The organism is Proteiniclasticum ruminis DSM 24773, assembly GCF_000701905.1.
Lineage (GTDB): Bacteria > Bacillota > Clostridia > Clostridiales > Clostridiaceae > Proteiniclasticum > Proteiniclasticum ruminis.
Window position 1 is genome coordinate 114713 of the sequence record NZ_JNKC01000008.1, and the last position, 19340, is coordinate 134052.

The 19340-nt window shown below is 45.7% G+C and carries 14 protein-coding genes; all 14 read left to right on the forward strand.

The window, feature by feature from the left end; genetic code table 11:
• The first annotated feature begins 109 nt into the window (after positions 1-109).
• The 14 genes from T487_RS0110615 (at position 110) to T487_RS0110680 (ending at position 19216) form a co-directional block, all read left to right on the forward strand.
• Complete coding sequence (locus T487_RS0110615; RefSeq protein WP_031577058.1) at positions 110-1252, forward strand: metallophosphoesterase family protein; 1143 nt, start codon at positions 110-112, stop codon at positions 1250-1252.
• Positions 1242-4343: an AAA family ATPase gene (locus T487_RS0110620; protein WP_031577059.1), complete on the forward strand. Its 3102-nt coding sequence runs from the start codon at positions 1242-1244 to the stop codon at positions 4341-4343. The genes T487_RS0110615 and T487_RS0110620 overlap by 11 nt, the downstream gene beginning before the upstream one ends.
• 242 nt (positions 4344-4585) lie before the next feature.
• Positions 4586-6181 carry a PTS transporter subunit EIIC gene (locus tag T487_RS0110625; RefSeq protein ID WP_031577061.1) on the forward strand — a complete coding sequence of 532 codons (1596 nt, stop codon included), beginning with the start codon at positions 4586-4588 and terminating at the stop codon, positions 6179-6181.
• Between the two features lie 157 nt (positions 6182-6338).
• The gene (locus tag T487_RS0110630) at positions 6339-7028 is read left to right on the forward strand and encodes an N-acetylmannosamine-6-phosphate 2-epimerase (protein ID WP_031577062.1); all 690 of its coding nucleotides are present in this window, start codon (positions 6339-6341) and stop codon (positions 7026-7028) included.
• Between the two features lie 35 nt (positions 7029-7063).
• Positions 7064-7918 carry a MurR/RpiR family transcriptional regulator gene (locus tag T487_RS0110635; RefSeq protein WP_031577063.1) on the forward strand — a complete coding sequence of 285 codons (855 nt, stop codon included), beginning with the start codon at positions 7064-7066 and terminating at the stop codon, positions 7916-7918.
• A 226-nt stretch (positions 7919-8144) separates the two neighbouring features.
• Positions 8145-11927, forward strand: coding sequence for an efflux RND transporter permease subunit (locus tag T487_RS0110640; RefSeq protein WP_031577065.1), 3783 nt, complete (start codon positions 8145-8147; stop codon positions 11925-11927).
• Positions 11927-12580 (forward strand): helix-turn-helix domain-containing protein, encoded by a 654-nt coding sequence (locus T487_RS0110645; RefSeq protein WP_031577067.1) that lies wholly within the window; start codon positions 11927-11929, stop codon positions 12578-12580. Before T487_RS0110640 ends, T487_RS0110645 begins: the two co-directional genes overlap by 1 nt.
• 216 nt (positions 12581-12796) lie before the next feature.
• Positions 12797-13864 (forward strand): helix-turn-helix domain-containing protein, encoded by a 1068-nt coding sequence (locus T487_RS0110650; RefSeq protein WP_031577070.1) that lies wholly within the window; start codon positions 12797-12799, stop codon positions 13862-13864.
• Positions 13865-14116: 252 nt separating this feature from the next.
• Positions 14117-15391, forward strand: coding sequence for an SLC13 family permease (locus T487_RS0110655; RefSeq protein WP_031577072.1), 1275 nt, complete (start codon positions 14117-14119; stop codon positions 15389-15391).
• An 87-nt stretch (positions 15392-15478) separates the two neighbouring features.
• Positions 15479-16378: a L(+)-tartrate dehydratase subunit alpha gene (gene ttdA / locus T487_RS0110660; protein WP_031577074.1), complete on the forward strand. Its 900-nt coding sequence runs from the start codon at positions 15479-15481 to the stop codon at positions 16376-16378.
• On the forward strand, positions 16375-16983 hold the full coding sequence (gene ttdB / locus T487_RS0110665; protein ID WP_031577076.1) for a L(+)-tartrate dehydratase subunit beta: 609 nt from the start codon (positions 16375-16377) through the stop codon (positions 16981-16983). Before ttdA ends, ttdB begins: the two co-directional genes overlap by 4 nt.
• Before the next feature lie 163 nt (positions 16984-17146).
• Positions 17147-18565: a pyruvate carboxylase subunit B gene (locus T487_RS0110670; protein WP_036909387.1), complete on the forward strand. Its 1419-nt coding sequence runs from the start codon at positions 17147-17149 to the stop codon at positions 18563-18565.
• Between the two features lie 8 nt (positions 18566-18573).
• Positions 18574-18855 (forward strand): OadG family transporter subunit, encoded by a 282-nt coding sequence (locus tag T487_RS0110675; RefSeq protein ID WP_031577080.1) that lies wholly within the window; start codon positions 18574-18576, stop codon positions 18853-18855.
• Positions 18856-18871: 16 nt separating this feature from the next.
• Complete coding sequence (locus T487_RS0110680) at positions 18872-19216, forward strand: biotin/lipoyl-containing protein (protein WP_031577081.1); 345 nt, start codon at positions 18872-18874, stop codon at positions 19214-19216.
• The last annotated feature ends 124 nt before the right edge of the window (positions 19217-19340 follow it).

Consider the following 19340-nt stretch of genomic DNA (forward strand, 5'->3'; position numbering starts at 1 on the left):
AAGAACAATCATTCGTTTTTATCTGGCAAAGGATAAAGGTACCTGATAGAATTATAGGAAAGAACAAAGTAAGTATTCATATAAAGTAGAAGAAATCAGGAGGAGAAAGATGCAGAAGGTTAAAATACTCCACTGCGCAGATTTACATCTGGGATCAGAAATGATGACCCTGCCAAAGAAAAGTAAGGAAAGAAGAGGGGAGCTTCTCCGGACCTTTAGAAAAATCACAGACCTCTGCCGGGAAGAAGCGGTGGAGATTTTTCTCATTGCAGGAGATCTCTTCGAAGGGTCCAATGTGGACCTAGAGACAGTGCAGTCCGTGAAAAGTTATCTTGGGGCACTTTCATGCCCTGTTTTTATCTCTCCAGGGAACCACGACTATATTTCCCTGGATTCTCCCTATCTTGAGGACGGATGGCCGGAAAATGTGAAGATTTTTAAAGGAGCTATGGAAAGAGTGGTGCTTGAAGATAAGAACGTGGCTGTTTATGGCGCGGGATTCACAAGCACGTATCAGAGAAAGTCTATGCTCCATTTTGAGGAAGTGGACCCTACGCGTCTCAATCTCCTCTGCATCCATGGTGATGTAGTATCTCCAGGCCAAAAAAGCGATTATCATGCCATGAGTGTGGAAGAGCTTAGTAGAAGCGGGATGGATTATGTGGCATTAGGTCACATCCATAAACGGGAGGACATCGGGAGAGCTGGAGATACATTCTATGCCTACCCAGGATGTCCCGAAGGAAGAGGGTTTGACGAGCTGGGGAGTAAGGGTGTATATCTTGGAGAACTATATAAAGGGCATCATGCGCTCCGCTATGTGGAAGTCTGCCAGAGGCAGTACATCCGTTTAACCATAGATGTCACAGGGCTGGTGCGGGAGCTGGAGGTGGAGCATAAGATCAAAGACACTTTAGCGGAAGCCTATGGCAAAGACTATGAAAAGCACATCTACCAGATCTCCTTGACAGGAACCCGTAAGGAGGAGGAGCTTCTTCCTATAAAGACCATAGAACGAACGCTTTCTGAATCCTTGTATCATCTGGATCTGTCCGATGACCGGATGGTGGAAAGAGACTATGAACTCCTTCGGGAGGAAGTGAGCCTTCGCGGACTCTATGTGAGAAATCTCTTAAGCCTTCTGGAAGAGGCAAAAGAAAAAGGGGATGAAGTGCTTCTGGCTACCTATGAGAAAGCACTGGAATACGGCATGACTTCCTTTGAGGGGCAGGTGAATATCATTGAAGATTAGAAAAATTCATATCGACTGTTTTGGCAAATTTGAAAATTACGACCTGGAGCTTTCAGAAGGCATGAACGTCATCTTTGGTCAGAATGAGGACGGAAAGAGTACCCTCATGGCCTTCATCCTCATGATGTTCTATGGATACAGCGGAAGATCGAAAGATCTTTCCAAGAACCTGAGAGATAAATACAGGCCCTGGAACGGAAAGGAGATGAAGGGGCATATTCTATTTGAACATAAAGGGATTCTCTATCGCCTGGAAAGAACCTTTGGGAAGAGCAACAGCTCCGACAAGGTGAAGATTCTTGATGAAATCACGGGAGAAACCATCAAGTGGACAAGTGCGAAGGACCCGGGACAGGAATTTTTCGGCCTTGGAGAAGAGGCGTTTTCCAAGAGTGTATTCATCGGACAGGGCGGTATTCTTGTGGATGCCAGCGGCAAGAAAGATGAAATCACAGAGAAGCTTCTTAATCTCGTCACCACCGGCAGTGAGGATGTCAGCTATAAGAAGGCGCTGGATACCTTGACCTCCTCCATGGAAGCTCTGGTTTCCAGAAGTGGAAGGCAGGGAACTTTGGTGAAAGCCAAAGAAGAGATCGAAAGGCTGAAAGAAGAGCGCTATGAGGCTGAACAGGATGAACTCGATAAAAAGCAGGCCTCCTTCGCCATAGGTCAGTTGAAGGATGAGCTCAAGGAAGAGGAAGCCAAGGAGAGAAGCTTGAAAGAACAGCTGAAAGTTCTTGAGTATGCTTCAGAGATGGAAAAGGTAGAAGAAGCTCTTGTACGGGAAGAGAAGCTTCTTACAGCAGAAAAAGAGGCGGACCAAGCGAAGGAAAAGCTCTCCACAAGTGAGGGGATTCTCACGAAAGAGCATCTGGAGCATCTCAAAAGACGTCTGAAAGACCAGGAGGGTCTCTCGAATAAGCTGCATGCTGAGGAAGAGAGGCTGGAGAGGCTGAAGCAGGACCTCACAAGGCTGAAAGAACATCCCATGCAAGAAGTGAAAGAAGAGGATCTGGAGACACTGAAGGAGAAGGAGGAGCATCTTCTAAAGTGTAAGGAGCTCTTAACCCATCTTCATCTGGAAGTAGAGAAACTGGATGAACTGGAAGAAATGAAAAAGAAAAGAGATGCGCTTAAAGAGAAACAGGCACAGCTGACACTCACCTATCATCGTGAGAAAAGGGATCTGCAGGATCAAGAAACCATGTACAAGGAAGGTGCAGCGGAAAAGGATAGACTGGAAAAAGTGAAACTTCAGCTGGAGCAGGAGCTGAAAAATCTTGAGGTGGAAGCAGCGGTCCTAAAAGAAAAGGTGAGAAGCACCGAAGACCGTGAAAAGGAAGAGTCCATCAAGGGAGAGCGCAGCATAAAGGAGGCCATGGAGCGCCTTCAGGATGCGGAGAAGCCAAGAAAGGTCACAGAACAAACAGCAGGCGGAAAAGTGGTGAATAAAGGTATCCTCGGACTGGCTCTTCTAGCTGCAGCCGCTTCCGTGCTTTTGGGTGTTTTAGTGGAACCATACTTTTACGGCGGACTGGTTCTTTCTGGGCTTTTGGCTTTTCTTTCCATAAGAAAGAAAAGCACCGCTGAGCGAGTCGTAGAAAAAGTGGATGAAACCCTTGTTGCGAGATACCGTGATGAGCTGAAGAAGGTGCAAAAAGAATCCGAAGAAAAGAAACGTGACATCCAAGAAGCTCTTAAGAAGCAGAAGATAAACCTGGAAAAGACAGAAGAAGGAGTTCAGAAGATAGAAGGTCTTTTGAGAGAGCTTTTGGAGGAGCTGCAGGAGAAAGCCTTGGTTGTGGAGGGCCTTAAGAACGACTTGGAGGAGAGGGTCATTCTTTCTGCCCAGCTGAAAGAGAGACTGGCAGGAGCTGAAACGGATCTAACTGAGCAGGAACTTCTTCTTTCCAAAGAAGAAAATGAAAAAGGATGCCCGGACCGCCAAGAACTTCGTGATAGAATCACGGATACAGAGACCGAAATAAAGAAGATGAAGAAAGAGACAGAAGATTATCTCGGTAGTTTTCAAGTGGACACCTATGATCTCCTTCTCCAGCGGCATCATCTCTATAAAGGGCATCAGGAAAGAATAGCAGAAAAAGTGGATAACCTTAAGGCGGAAAGTGAAGCGGTATCAACATTGAAGAAAACAGAAGAAGAAAACCTGAAGATTTTTCTTGATGAAGTTTCTGCCATAAAAGAGGCTGAAGAGTTCACGGCTGCGGTCCATGTGCTTCAGGAGATGGAAGAAGCAGTAGAGACGTATGACAGACTGGATCGGCATGTTTCTTACTTGAAATCAGAAAGAAAACCCTTGGAGCTTTCCATGACGAGAGAAGAGCTGGCAAGGAAACGGGAGGCGCTTCGAAATAGCATAGAGAAGCTTCTTGGTAAAGAGAACTTCACGGAAGAGGATTTTCAGAAAGTCCGTCAGGGAAAAGAAGAGGAAGAAGCTCTGGAGACAAGGGTCCACAGCCTCCGAGAAGAAATCACCAAAAGGGAAGCAGAGCTGAAAGAAAAATACAGACATAAGAAGAATCTCAGCCAGATTGACGATGAACTGGATTTCTACAAAGAGAAAGCGGAGAAAAGGCAGAGGATCTATGATGCGCTGAAAACCGCAAGAGAACAGCTGGAAGGAGCTTTCCTGGAGCTTCAGCGAAGCTTTGGTCCAAAGGTCAATGAAAAAACGGAAGAGATCTTCAGAAGACTTACAGACGGCAAGTATGAGAAGGTCCGTGTCACCAAAGACTTCTCCATTTCCGTGGAGGACCCAGAAAGAAAGAGCAGTTATGAGTGGGGATTCTTAAGCGGCGGAACCATTGATCAGGCCTATCTTTCACTGCGGCTTGCCATCTCGGATCTTATGATGTCGGGAGAAGAGAACCTGCCGATTTTCCTGGATGATGTATTTACCCAGTATGATGATGAGAGAGCCTACGAAGGGCTCCGGTTTTTATATGAGTATGCAGTGAAGAGAGAAGATCCAATCCAGGCGGTGCTGCTCACCTGTCACAGGAGGCTCTTTCAGTGGGCCATTGAGCTGGAAGACATTGCCGCAAAGGAACTTGGCAGAAACCGGAAGTAAATAGAGAGAGTCATGAAAAGAAATGAGATGCAGAATGTTTTAGTTTTCATGACTCTTCTTTTTTTTGCGTAAAATACTTTGAAAAACTAACAATTTGGCAAAGTTTTCCATTTTAGTATCATTTTTGGAAATATTTTCCAAAAAATCTTGAAACCTGAAAATGAACGTGGTACTCTTTTGGTAACCGGTAATGGATTACAGCCGGTAGCACTTATTGAAATTAATTTATGGAGGTAAAAATTATGTTTGAAAAACTTCAGCGTCTTGGTAAAGCTTTCATGATTCCCATCGCAGTTCTGCCGATTGCTGGTCTTATGCTTGGTATTGGAAGTGCATTCACCAATGGTCTGATGATCGAAACCTACGGCCTCACATGGCTCCTGGGTGAAGGAACATTCCTTTACTATGTATTAAGCACCATGGCTGCCATCGGTAACGTGGTCTTTGGCAACCTTCCTCTGATTTTTGCTGTGGGCATCGCCTCTGGTCTTGCGCTTCAGGAAAAAGGAGCAGCGGGTCTTTCTGCAGCCATCTCTTTTGTTGTTATGCATTCTGTCATTGGCAAGGTGCTTTCCTTCCTGGGACATACTCCAGAAACCACCACTATTGATTATTTTGTTTCCCAAGGAATGAATGCAGTGGAAGCTGCAAAGCAGGCCAATGTGTATGGCTATGAACTGGGGATGTTCTCTGTTCGTATTGGCGTACTTGGCGGTATCATCATTGGTATTGTAGTTGCATTCTTAACCAATAAATATTATGACAAGAAAATGCCAGAAGCTCTTTCCTTTTTCTCTGGCGTACGATTTGTGCCCATCATCAGTGTATTGGCAGCAAGCCTCATTGGTGCGGTGATTCCTTTTATATGGCCTTATGTGCATCTTGGCATCTCCACCTTCGCAGAATTCTTTGGAAAGACCGGACCCATCGGTGTGTTTTTCTATGGATTCTTCATGAGACTTTTGAATATCTTTGGTCTTCATCATGCCATCTATCCGCTCTTCTGGTTCACCTCTTTGGGTGGAGAAATGGAAGTGGCAGGAAGACTGGTTCAGGGCGGACAGAATATTTTCTTCGCTCAGCTGGCAGACCCCAACACCTTAAGGTTCAGTGCAGAAGGCACCAAGTTCTTTACAGGCGGATATCTGCCGATGATGTTTGGACTTCCTGCGGCTGCTTATGCCATGTATAAAGTAGCAGATACAAAGAATAAAAAGCTTGTGGGCGGACTTCTTTTTTCCGCAGCGCTGACTTCTTTCCTCACAGGAATCACAGAGCCTATTGAGTTCACCTTCCTCTTTGTAGCCCCGGCTCTCTATGGAATCCATGCACTTTTGGAAGGTATTGCCTATGCAGTGCTTTATATGCTGGATGTTGCAGTAGGCGTCACATTCTCTAGAGGAATCATTGACTTTACCCTCTTTGGTATACTCCAGGGAAATGCGAAAACAAACTTCATCTGGATTCTAATTCTGGGTATCCCCACTGCGCTGATCTACTACTATGTGTTTAAAACCCTCATTCTGAAATTCAACTTCAAAACCCCTGGTCGTGGAGACGAGGAAGTGAAGCTGTATTCCAAGAAAGATGTCCTTGCCAAGGATATGGATATTGAACTGGTCATTGACGCCCTGGGTGGAAGAGAAAACTTGGTGGATGTGGATGCCTGCATCACAAGACTCCGTGTCACGGTGAAAGATGTCTCCAAGGTTGCGGACGATGCCACCTGGAAAGGAGATCTTAGGGCAAGAGGCGTGTTCAGAAAGGGCAATGGTGTCCAGGTGGTATATGGAGCCTTGGCTGAAGTGCTGAAAAACGACATCAACAAAGTAAGATAAGACACCTGAAAAGTCTCTGGAAAGAAGCAGCCCTGCTTCTTTCTGGGGATTTCAGCCTCTTCAGTTTCTGACTGGTCCAATAGACTGAAGAAGAGCTGCAGAAAAATAAACGATAAAAAGGAGGAAGCTTTATCCTTTTAGGATGAAAGCAGACCGAATGAATAAAACAGAAATCATGGAGGCTCTAAAAGGAAATCTGGTGGTTTCCTGTCAGGCGCTTCCCGGAGAACCTCTTCACAGCTCCTTTATCATGGGGAGACTTGCCTATGCGGCTTATCTTGGCGGTGCCAAGGGCATCCGGGCGAATTCTGTGGAAGACATCGAAGAGATCAAAAGAAATGTGAACCTTCCTCTCATCGGAATCATTAAAAAAGTTTATGGGGACTGTCCAGTATTTATTACCCCCACCATGAAAGAGATTGATGCCCTGGTGGAAGAAGGTGTGGAGATTATTGCGCTGGATGCCACAGACAGACTGCGTCCGGATGGTGAAACCATTAAGGAAGCATTTCCGAAGATCCGGGAGAAATATCCCCATCAGCTCTTCATGGCAGACTGCTCCACCTTCAGTGAGGCAGAGACTGCAGAAGCTTTAGGGTTTGACTTCCTAGGCACAACCTTGTCTGGGTATACAGACTACACAAAAGAAAGGAAGCTTCCGGATGTTTCTCTCATGGAAGAAATCGTAAATAAGCTTCATACACCGCTCATTGCGGAAGGCGGCATCTCTACCCCAGAAGAGCTTCGGGATGTGATGAGCAGCGGTGCCTTCTGCGCTGTGGTGGGTTCTGCCATCACAAGGCCTTTGGAAATCACAAAAAGATTCATGGAGGCTGTTAAAAAATAAGACATCTCGTGGTAAAGTAGTAGAGGGGGTGTCCTATGAAATCCTATGATATTTATCAATCCATAGAAACCTTATACAATACCTTTACGAAATCCGAGAAGAAGATTGCAGACTATACGCTGAAGCACCGGGAAGAGATCATGTATATGTCCATCACGGAGCTGTCTGATGCCACCAAAGTGGGAGAGGCCAGCATATTCAGATTCTGTAAAACGGTAGGACTGGAAGGGTACCAGGCGTTTAAAATTGCCCTGGCCAATGCATCCAGTGAGGAAAAAACCAGCCAGAAGATCTACAGCACCATTCAAAAGGAAGATTCCATGGAAGTGCTGACTGACAAAGTCCGGGTGGCGAACATTTCTGCCATAGAAAGTACGGCACAGCTGGTGAATCCAGATCATATGGAAAAAGCTGTGGACTATATGGTGGCAGCAGACAAAATCACCTTCTTTGGTGTGGGCTCTTCTTTTACCACAGCTCTGGAAGGGCATATCAAGTTTCTGAGAATCACCAGTAAAACGGGTGCTGCTTTTGATTCCCATCTTCAGGCCATGACGGCTTCTCTCATGAAGCCGAAGGAAGTGGCGGTGATCATTTCTTTCTCAGGCCAGACCAAAGACAGCATCGAAGTGGCGAAAGAAGCAAAAAAAGCCGGAGCTACGGTGATTGTAATGACAAGGTATCAGAAATCACCGCTGACAGAGTACGCAGACCTTGTGCTGCTCACAGGTTCTGTGGAAGGTCCGCTTCAAGGAGGATCTACTTCTGCCAAGGTGGCGCAGCTTTACCTTCTGGATATCCTTTATACGAAATTTTATCTGAAGACCTATGAAGCAAGTGAGACGAATAAAGAACTGACTCTGCAATCGGTGCTGCCAAAGCTCTATTGATGGAAAGAAGCTGGGATTTCCCAGCTTCTTTTTTTGAGGAAAAACAAGAAACGATGAAATCATAGCAAACTGTCATAACCTTCGCTGAAAAAACAAGGAAAGAGAAGGAAACCCTGTCTTTAAGGAAAGTCTAAGAATTTCTTTGTTTACAGGGGTTTTAGGTGATGGTAGAATGAAGCAAGATTTCCGACCGACCGTTCGGTCGGCTAAATGAGGAGGACCTGAAGTGATTTCAAAATATAGCGTAAAGAAACCATATACCGTTGTGGTGGCGGTGATTCTGACCATCCTATTGGGTGTCATTTCCTTTCTGGGCATGAAGACAGATCTTCTGCCATCACTGGACCTGCCCTTTGTGGTGGTAATCACCCCCTATCCTGGCGCAAGTCCAGAAAAGGTGGAGCAGCTGGTCACAAGACCTCTGGAGGCAGCTCTTGGTACTTCCAGCGGATTAAGCAGTATGAACTCCACATCCAATGAAAACTCCAGTATGATCTTCCTGGAATTTGTGCAAGGCACCAATATGGACAGCGTCATGATTGAGCTGTCTGGAAGCCTGGATCAGGTGAAGGCAAGGCTGGAAGAAGGCATTGGGACACCGATTCTTATGAGAATCAGTCCGGATATGCTGCCTATTGTTGTAGCCAGTGTAGACGTGGAGGGAATGAGTTTAGATGAACTTTCTGCTTTTACAGAAGAAGAAATCATGCCTTCTTTTGAACGCCTTGACGGTGTAGCTGCGGTAACAGGCAGTGGTCTTGTGGCGTCGCAGCTTGAAGTCAGTCTCTTGCCGGAGAAGATTGCAGTGCTTAACGAGCGGGTGGAGAATCACCTTCTGGCAGAGCTTGCGAAGAATGAGACGGAACTGAAAAATGCCATGGCAAGCCTTGAGACAGGACAGAAAACCTTAGCGGAAGAATCTCAGAATCAGAAAGAGCAGGTGGCCAAGGCCAGTGTGGAACTTTCCAGCGCCATGGCCAATCTCAATGCGCTTCTGGCGGAGGAGGCAAAACTTACCGCTGAGAAAGCCGCTTTAGAAGCTACCAGAGATCAGCTGAGAAGCGTCCTTGATATGAACACCATCTTCACTGCACTCTTTCCAGAAGGAACAGAAAACCTGACACTGGAAGATCTGCAGCTGATTTTATCTTCCATGGAGTCCGGTGCCCCCGAAGCTATGGAAGGAATGACGGAAGAGATGATCTCTGGGCTTTCGGAGCAGGTGCAAGAAGCCGTGAAGACTCTGGTGGCAGTAGAACTGGAGCTTTCCAGCCTGAATGTCCGTCAGATGACCTTAAGCGCCATGAAGCCTCAGCTTCAGAAAGGCCTCAATCAGTCCAAGGCTGCTGCGGAGCAGCTGGAAGCCGGAAAGATCACCATGGCTGTTGAGCTGGCAAAAGCAGAAGTGCAGATGGCCACAGGAAAAACAGAACTGGAGAAAGGTCTTGCGGCATTTGAGGATGCAAAAAAGCAAGCCCTGGAAAGTGCGGATCTTACAGGAATCCTCACAGAAGAAATGGTGAAGAACATACTCATGGCCCAGAACTTCAGTATGCCTGCAGGGTATATTGAAGAGGGAGATGGACAGATCCTCGTGAAAGTAGGGGACGCTTTTGAAAAGCCTGTGGATATCAGGGACCTTGTGGTCTTCAGTATGGAGCCCATTGGTGACATCCGACTCAGCGATGTGGCTGAGGTGGAGAAAAGAGACAACTCGGATGAGATTTATACCAAAATCAACGGAAACAATGGTGTGCTTTTAACTTTCCAGAAGCAGAGCACCTCCTCCACGGCAGAGGTATCGGATCTTATTCACAGCGAAATTGGAAAACTGGAAGGACAGCATGAAAATCTCTCCATCACACCGATGATGGACCAGGGAGAGTACATCGATATGACCACCAGCAGCGTCATGGAGAATCTTCTTTTTGGTGGAATCCTGGCCATTCTGGTACTGATTCTTTTCCTTCGGGACCTGAAACCGACCTTTGTCATTGCGCTCAGCATCCCCATCAGTCTGACCTTTGCTGTGGTGCTCATGTATTTCAGCAATGTGACCCTCAACGTCATCTCCCTTTCAGGACTTGCGCTGGGTGTTGGTATGCTTGTGGACAACAGTATCGTTGTCATTGAGAATATTTACAGACTGAGAAAAGAAGGAATGCCAGCGAAGGAAGCGGCCATCACTGGAGCCAACGAAGTGGCAGGTGCGATTTTTGCGTCCACCCTCACAACCGTCAGCGTATTTCTTCCCATCGTATTTACGGAAGGAATCTCCCGTCAGCTCTTTACGGATATGGGACTTACCATTGGATACAGCCTCATCGCAAGTCTTATTGTAGCCCTTACACTGGTGCCTTCCATGGGTGCTACCATGCTGAAGACCACCTCGGAAAAAGAGCATAAGTGGTTTGACAAGACCGTTAAGAGATATGAGAGGCTTCTTGAAACAGCTCTGAAGTATAAGATGATTGTGGTGCTTTTTGCTGTGGGACTGCTCAGTCTTAGCATCTATCTGACGACCACCATGGGCACAGCGTTCATTCCAGAAGTGGACTCTCCTCAGATGAGCGCTTCCTACGAGGCGCCGGAAGGTCTTGAAACCGCTGAGGTGAATGCCCTCAATGACGATATCGTAGAAAGAATCCTTTCCATTGATGCCGTTGAGACCGTGGGTGTCATGAGAGGCGGCGGCAGTGGCTTCATGGGATTTGGCGGCGGCGGAGGCGGAAATAATGGAGACGCCAGCACCTTCTATATCCTATTGAAAGAGGATCGAAGCCTCACCAATAAAGAAGTAGAGCAGCTGATTTATGAAAATACTAAGGATTTGGGCGGAGATATGTCAGTCAGTGCCAACAATATGGACATTTCTGCCTTCGGCGGCAGCGGTATTCAGGTGAAGGTGGAAGGATTTGACCCGGATGAGATGGCAGTTCTTGCCAAAGATGTAGCCCAGGTTTTGTCTGAGACAGAAGGAACAGAAGATGTGACCACAGGCCTGGAAGATGCAGGGGAAGAAATCAGAATCACTGTGGATAAAGTGAAGGCCATCCGAGAAGGTCTCACCGTAGCTCAGGTCTTTGCTGAAGTATCCAAAGCGCTGAGCCAGGAAATGACAGCGACGCAACTGACCGAAATGGGTGCCAGTTATCCTGTGGTGCTTTTAAAGCCCATACAGGAAGGTCTTAATAGAAATACCGTGGGAGATCTTTCCATGGTGGTGCAGCAAAGAGACGGATCAGAAAAGACAGTCATTCTAAAAGACATCGCCACTGTGGAAGTGACAGAGAGTGTGCAGTCCATCAGCCGTGAGAATCAGAGTAGGTACATGACCGTATCTGCAAGCATCAAAGACGGCTACAACATTGGGCTTGTTGGCAGAGAGGTGGAAGAGAAGTTCGCCTCCTTTGAAGTGCCTGAAGGCTATAAGATTACTTTTGAAGGGGAAAATGAAACCATCAATGATACTTTAGGAGATCTTGTACTCATGATCGCTTTGGCTGTGGTGTTCATTTATCTCATCATGGTAGCCCAGTTCCAGAACCTACTTTCTCCGTTTATCGTGCTGTTCACGCTGCCTCTGGCTTTCACGGGAGGACTTCTTCTTCTCTACGTAGCCGGCATGGAGCTCTCCATCATTGCGATGCTCGGTTTCCTTGTCCTGGCAGGTGTGGTGGTGAATAATGGTATTGTGTTTGTGGATTATGTCAATCAGCTCAGGGAGCGTGGCGTGGAGAAGCATGAGGCCATCTTAAAAACTGGTGCCACCAGAATCCGACCCATCATCATGACAGCGCTGACGACAATTCTAGCACTGACGACCCTGGCTTTAGGCTACGGAAGCGGAGCAGAAATGATGCAGCCCATGGCTGTGGTAACTGTAGGCGGCCTTACCTATGCGACACTTCTGACACTCTTTGTGGTGCCAGTGCTTTATGATCTCTTTGTCCGTGAGAAAAAGAAGAACTCCATGGAGAATGAAGCTTCAGAGGAGGTGCCTTCCTAATGGATGATCAGATACAGTATTCTCCAAAGCAGATTCTCATCTTTGAAGGGGTGATGAATCTCCTGCAGGAAGGAAGACCCATTCATGAGCTGAAGGTGGCGGAGATTGCTGAAGCATCCGGCATGGGGAAAAGTACCGCTTATGAGTACTTTTCCAGTAAAGAAGAAATTATCAGAGAAGCTCTTACCTATCATATGAGTGAAAACTTCAAAAATATGGTCCGGTTTGTCTTTGAGGCAAAAAGCTTCAAAGGAATACTGGAGAAGGCGCTTCAGTTTCTGGAAGAAAGCCTGGATAAAAGGTTCACGGGAATTTTTCTTCTCGTGCTGTCAGAGCATCAGTCTACATCAGCCAAGGGGTCCTATATGGATCCCTTCATGATGGAAAAGATGGATGCTGTCACATGGAGAGAACTCGAAAGGGCGATGCTCATCGGGAAAAAAGAAGGCAGTATTGCAGAAGAGATTACCTTAGAGGATTTGAAAATGACAGTTCTTGGTTTTTTCAGCGCATTCGTACATGAACTGATGCCTTTGAAGGCCATTCATTGTGGACTAAAGGTGGAGCAAGATCTCAATCTGGAAAGAAGCGAAGAGATGATTGAGCGTCTTCATGAAAGAACTGTTCGCCTTATGCTGAAAACATTGGGCTAGAGAAAGAAGCGGCTATGAAGTGCAATTATCATAGATAAACCCTTTATGGTTTATCAGAAAAGACATCAGTTAAAGGCTCCACTTCTTAAGAAGCTTCTTGAGAGGTGGAGTTTTTCTTCTGTATTATTTGGTCTTATATTTTATTTGTAAATCAGTATGTACAACGGTACAATGTTAAGAAATAGCACAAATGGATCCGTCGGGAAGGAGAACTCTATGAAATCACATGTCATTTATAAAAATAAGCGAACGGCGCTCACGCTGAAACAGTATGCATACTATATCACTTATTATAAATATAATTGGCATAGAGACGTAGAATTGATCACACTTTTAGAAGGGGAGATTGAAGTCAATATACATGGGAAAAGTTACGTGATGAAGGAAAAAGATGTGATGCTGATCAACTCCAATATAGGACATGCAACCATGGCGAGGAAACCAGATTCTGTAGCTATGGTGCTGCATTTCAGTCCAGAGTATTTTTCGCACTGGTTTAAAGAGCAGCCGATCTTTCACCTGAATTCTGTGGAAATGACAAGCCATGGCAAGAGGGAGGCGTATGAGGGTATCAGGCATAAAATGATTCAGATGACATCCTATATGGAGTTCAAATCCAAAAGTGAGGAAATCATTTATGAATCTCTCTTTCATAGTATTATTGCTGATCTTTTCGTCCATTTTCCACCCCACCCAGATGAAACCTATGATGCCCTGACGACTTCTGGAAATGAGAAAATCATTAAAATCATAGACTATATCAACAATCATTTTAGAGAAAAAATCACCCTCGAAGTTCTTCAGGAGGTAACGGGATACAATAAAAGTTATATATCTCAAATCATCAAACAGGATTTGGGCATCAATTATTATGAGTATCTCACTCGAGTGAGAATGAGAGAGGCGATATTTTCCCTGACGAACACCAAAGAACGCATATCGGATCTTGCTTACAGTAATGGCTTCTCTGATGTCAAGTCCTTTAACACTGCATTTAAAGAGAGATTTGGAAAATCTCCTTCAGAATACCGGAAGAGTCTTGTACATTCGAAAAAGCAGGGATCCAGCAACGATAAAATCTATGTTGAACCTGAAAAATTAAGAGAAATCATGAAGGGCCTGTCAAGCAGTTCTTCCGGTCCAGGCACAGAAGATGATGGAGCTCCAAGGGGGTTGGCCCATCACAGCATCCATAAAGAGATCATACAGGAGGTTACAGAAGAGCTTCAGCAGCTTCAGAACAGATTTGATAAACTGACAGAAAAAATTAATAAACTAAAATAATACCTATCCATATTTTTTAGGACCCAAAAAGAAGTATAGGTTGCATTTTTACGATATCCCAGGTATTAGAGGCTTTTTGCCGTGATGATATCTGGGTGTTTTTTTGACTGTATCTCCCAGGGGATTACTAAAAATATCACTTGGAAATATCATAATTGATACAAAAATAACATAAAAATCGGATAGAGTAATTGTTTACATTCCTTTAGAATACTTTTTGAGACGTCTTCATTAATTTTATGGGGGTATTATATGAGTTCTAGTATCATCACTTTATTATTTCTAGTTTTTGCAGTTGTAATGTTTGCCTGGGAGAAACTGCCGCTATCCATCACAGCCATGACAGTAGCCATCGGTCTGACATTGACAGGAGTCTTGGATCCCAAGGATGCATTCTCCGGTTTTGTAGATGGTAATGTGCTGCTCTTCATGGGCATGTTTATTGTCGGTGCTGCATTCTTCGACACAGGTATGGCTCAAAAGGTTGGGGGACTGGTGACGAAGTTTGCAAAGACAGAAAGACAGCTCATTGTGGCGGTTATGACTATAACTGGTCTGATGTCAGGTGTTCTATCCAATACGGGAACGGCTGCAGTGCTTATTCCTGTTCTTATCGGAATTTCAGCCAAATCAGGATTTGCCAGATCAAAGCTGATGATTCCGCTGGTTCTTGCTGCGGCTATGGGCGGAAATTTAAGTCTTATTGGAGCGCCGGGCAACATGATTGCGCAGTCTGCACTAGAGGAGATTGGACTTAAATTTGGATTCTTTGAGTATGCAAAGGTTGGACTGCCGATTTTAATGGCCGGAATTCTATTCATGGCTACCATCGGGTACAAGCTTCTGCCAAATCACAAGGATCAGGAGCTGGACAGCGATTCTGTATTTGCGAAGCAGGACGACTATTCCAATGTTCCAGAATGGAAACAGTACCTGTCACTCATTATCCTTGTACTGACAGTACTGGCCATGATTTTTGAAGATCAGCTTGGCGTAAAACTTTATGTGTCTGCTTGGATTGGTGCTTTATCCCTTGTCATCACCGGGGTCATTAGCGAGAAGAAAGCAATGAAGTCCATCGATATGCACACAATCTTCCTGTTTGTGGGGTCTTTAGCCTTAGCAAAAGCGCTGGATCAGTCTGGAGCAGGAGCGCTCATTGCCGATACCATCGTGGATACGCTCGGCAGCAATCCATCTCCATTCTTGCTTCTTATCGTTGTACTGGTTTTGTCTGCTGTAATGACAAACTTCATGTCCAACACGGCTACAACAGCTCTTCTTGTCCCAATCAGTTTGTCCATCGCAAACTCCATGGGTGCAGATCCAAGAGCAGTACTTATGGCAACCGTTATTGGGGGATCCATGGCTTATGCGACGCCAATTGGTATGCCTGCCAACACAATGGTATATGGCATCGGTGGATATAAGTTCAGAGATTATGTGAAGGCTGGAAGTCCACTGATTCTTGTTTCCTTGGTTGTCGCAGCCATATTGCTTCCTATACTTTTCCCATTCTATCCATAAGAAGCGAATAAGAAGAAACAAAAGATCTATTAATATTTATTTTACGCAGTGTCCTTGAGGACCAAAAGCTGTTGAAAAGGAGTTTATATGAATAAAATTGAGGATTCAAAGAAGTTGACTGAGATCATGTCCCAGTTCATTTCCTTGGTAAGTTACAAATTGCCTGATGATGTGGAAGAAAAGCTGAAAGAGCTGAGAGAAGAAGAAACCAATGAGCTGGCAAAGATCATCTACAGCACCATGGAAGAAAACCAGAAACTCGCCTATGAGTTTAAGAGACCTTCCTGCCAGGATACAGGCGTTCTTCAGTTTTTCATTAAGTGTGGAGAGAATTTCCCGCTGATTGGACAACTGAACAAGATCCTGAGAGATGCTACCTATAAATCCACAATGGAAACACCGTTGAGACATAATTCGGTAGAGACCTTTGATGAATACAACACAAAAAAGAACATTGGTAAAGGAACACCAAGTGTATTCTGGGAAATTGAAGAAGACAGCGATCAGGTTGAGATCTACACCTATATGGCGGGAGGCGGATGTTCACTGCCTGGCGTTGCAACGGTGCTGATGCCTGGAGAAGGGTATGAGGGGGTTGTGAAGTTTGTGCTCGACCGTATGACAAGCTATGGAATCAATGCTTGTCCACCTCTTCTCGTGGGAGTCGGTGTCGGCACATCTGTGGAGACGGCTGCCATGAACAGTAAAATGGCGCTGATGAGACCTGTAGGCAGCCAAAATGAAAATGCCAATGCTGCGAAGCTGGAAAAGCTTCTGGAAGATGGTATCAACTCCATAGGTCTTGGACCACAGGGTCTGAAGGGTCTGAAGTCAGTCATGGGTGTCAATGTGGTGAACACAGCAAGACATCCATCGACCATCGGTGTTGCAGTGAACACGGGGTGCTGGTCACATAGAAGAGGTCTCATTGTCATAGATCGAGATCTGAACTATACCATGCCAACTCACCAGGGGGTAACACTATGAAAAAAATACTAACCACACCAATCCGTTCAGAGGATCTTAAAGATATCAGAATCGGCGATATCATCTATATTTCTGGAACCATTGTCACATGTCGTGATGTTGCCCATAGAAGGCTCATTGAGGAAGGGATTCCGCTACCTGTAGATTTGCATGGACTTGCTATTTTTCATGCGGGTCCTATTGTGAAGGATCATGGGAATGATGAGTATGAAATGATTTCCATCGGACCTACCACCAGTATGAGAATGGAAAAGTTTGAGAAAGAGTTCATCGAGCAGACGGGCGTTAAGCTCATTGTCGGAAAAGGTGGCATGGGAAAGAATACGGAAGAAGGATGCAAAGAACATAAGGCGCTTCATCTGGTCTATCCTGCTGGAAATGCGGTATATGCAGCAAGAAAGGTGGACCGCATCAAAGAAGTCCATTGGACAGATCTGGGAATGCCAGAATCCTTATGGGTATCTGAAGTAACCGAATTCGGACCGCTCATTGTATCCATTGATACAGAGGGAAACAATATTTTTGAGAACAATAAAGTAGAGTTTAACAGAAAAAAGGATGAAGTTTACGAATCCATTGCAAAAGAAGTGAGATTTATAAAATAATCTTCAGTAAGGCTTGTTTTTACAAGCCTTTTCCTATGCAGAGCAAGTTGAGATTTAGATTGTAATCGTTTATACTGATATAGATTGCTATAATTTTATCCATCTTGGAGGTGTGGGATATCCAGATGGATACTGAATAAACAAATAGTAGGAGGGACTTTACATGACAAAAGTCTTATTGAACGACTTAACAGTCCGGGATGGAAACCAGAGCCTTCTGGCCACCAGAATGGCCAAAGAAGACATCATTGCCTTGGTGGAAGCCCTGGACAAAGTGGGATATAACGCCATGGAAGTATGGGGAGGCGCCACTTTTGACGCATCTTTACGATTTCTTTCTGAAAATCCCTGGGAGATCCTGAGGGAAATCCGAAAAGCGGCTAAGAACACAAAGCTTTCCATGCTCCTGCGTGGTCAGAACCTGGTGGGCTACCGCCATTATGACAACGATACTTTAGAGCGGTTCATCCGCCTTGCCATCGAAAACGGCATCGATATCATCCGAGTCTTTGATGCCCTAAACGATCTTCGGAACATTGAGTACTCCATGAAGTTCATCAAGAAATACGGCGGACACTGTCAGGCGGCCATCAGCTATACCGTGAGCCCGGTGCACACTGAGGAATACTTCGTAGACCTGGTGAAGAAGATGACGGATCTTGGTGCAGATTCCATCTGCATCAAGGATATGGCTGGAATTCTGATGCCTGATGCTGCTTACAGTCTGGTGAAAGCACTGAAAGCTGTGACAGACCTTCCCATTAATGTCCACAGTCATACCACCGCAGGTCTAACCCATCTGGTGATGCTCAGGGCCATGGAGGCAGGAGCGGATATGGTGGATACAGTGATTTCTCCTTTCTCCGGAGGCACCAGCCACATCGCCGGGGAAACCATCATCGAAACGGCCAAGAACATGGGCATCGAGGTGGACTACAATGAGGAGGCTCTGGATGAGGCCTATGAGCTGGCGGACAAAATCGCACAGAAATACATCGACAATGGTCTCTACAAAGCCAGAGCGCTGGTGGTGAATCCGAAGATTCTTCAATATGAAGTACCTGGCGGAATGCTCAGCAATCTCATGAGCCAGCTTCAGGACCAGAAGATGTTCCATAAGTTCACGGAAGTGCTGAAGGAAATCCCCAAGGTCCGTAAGGACATGGGATATCCGCCACTGGTGACACCTTTGTCTCAGATGGTGGGTACCCAGGCGGTGCTGAATGTCATCAGCGGAGAACGCTACAAGATGATCCCCAATGAGATCAAAGTATACCTGAGAGGCGGCTACGGAAAATCTCCTGCGCCGGTGGACGAGGACATCAGAAAGAAGATCCTGAAGGATGAAGTGGTGGAAGAAAGAGGAGAAATCTCTTTAATGCCTCCAGTCTATGAAGAGTCTAAAAAGGAAATGGAAGAGAAGCTCGGAAGAGAAGCACTGGAAGAGGAAGTGCTCTCCTATATCATGAACCCCCAGCAGGCGGTTCTAAAACCGAAAGAAGCAACAGAAGTAAAGAACCCCGTCTCAGCATCCACAGCCAAAAATGAAGTGGTGGAGTTTGAGATGATTATAGAAAGGTAGGATCAACCATGAACATAGAAAATTTCCAGTTCAGTGATGGCGTCACCATGTCCATCTTTGCCATGTTGGTGGTCTTTCTCATTCTCATTCTTCTGCAGATCATCATCTATTCCTTCAAGTTCCTGCCACAGGACCTAGGACAGAAGAAAAGCGCAGCGCATTCTGCAGCGCCCGCTGCAGTGGAGAATGATGAAGAAGAGAGAATGGTGGCCATGCTCACCGCGGCAGCTCTTGCTAAAGAAGAGTATCAGGGCAATGTAAAAATCAAATCTATAAAGAGAATCGGATAAGAGGAGAGAATCGAAAATGAAAACATATAAGATTACAGTCAATGGAAAAGTATATGAGGTCACTGTAGAAGAAGCTTCCGCCACAGAAACTGCAGCAGTGAAGGCTGCCCCAGCAGCACCTGTGTCTGCAGGCAGCGGTTCCGACGAGAAAATTGAAGCCCCCATCCAGGGTACCATCCTGTCCATGAAGGTTCAGGCAGGCTCTGTGGTGAAGAAGGGACAGATCCTGGCCATTCTGGAAGCCATGAAGCTGGAGAATGAGATCGTCTCCCCATTTGACGGAACCGTATCTTCTGTATCCGCAAAAGACGGACAAGTCGTGGATAGCGGTGCGCTGCTCCTGACCATCGCTACAAAGTAGGTGACAAGATGTTAGAAATACTAAAAGAATTCTTTGCCGCCAGCGGGATTATGGCACTGGATGGCAAAGCCCTTCTCATGATCGGCCTGTCGCTGTTTTTCCTGTACCTGGCCATTTATAAGAA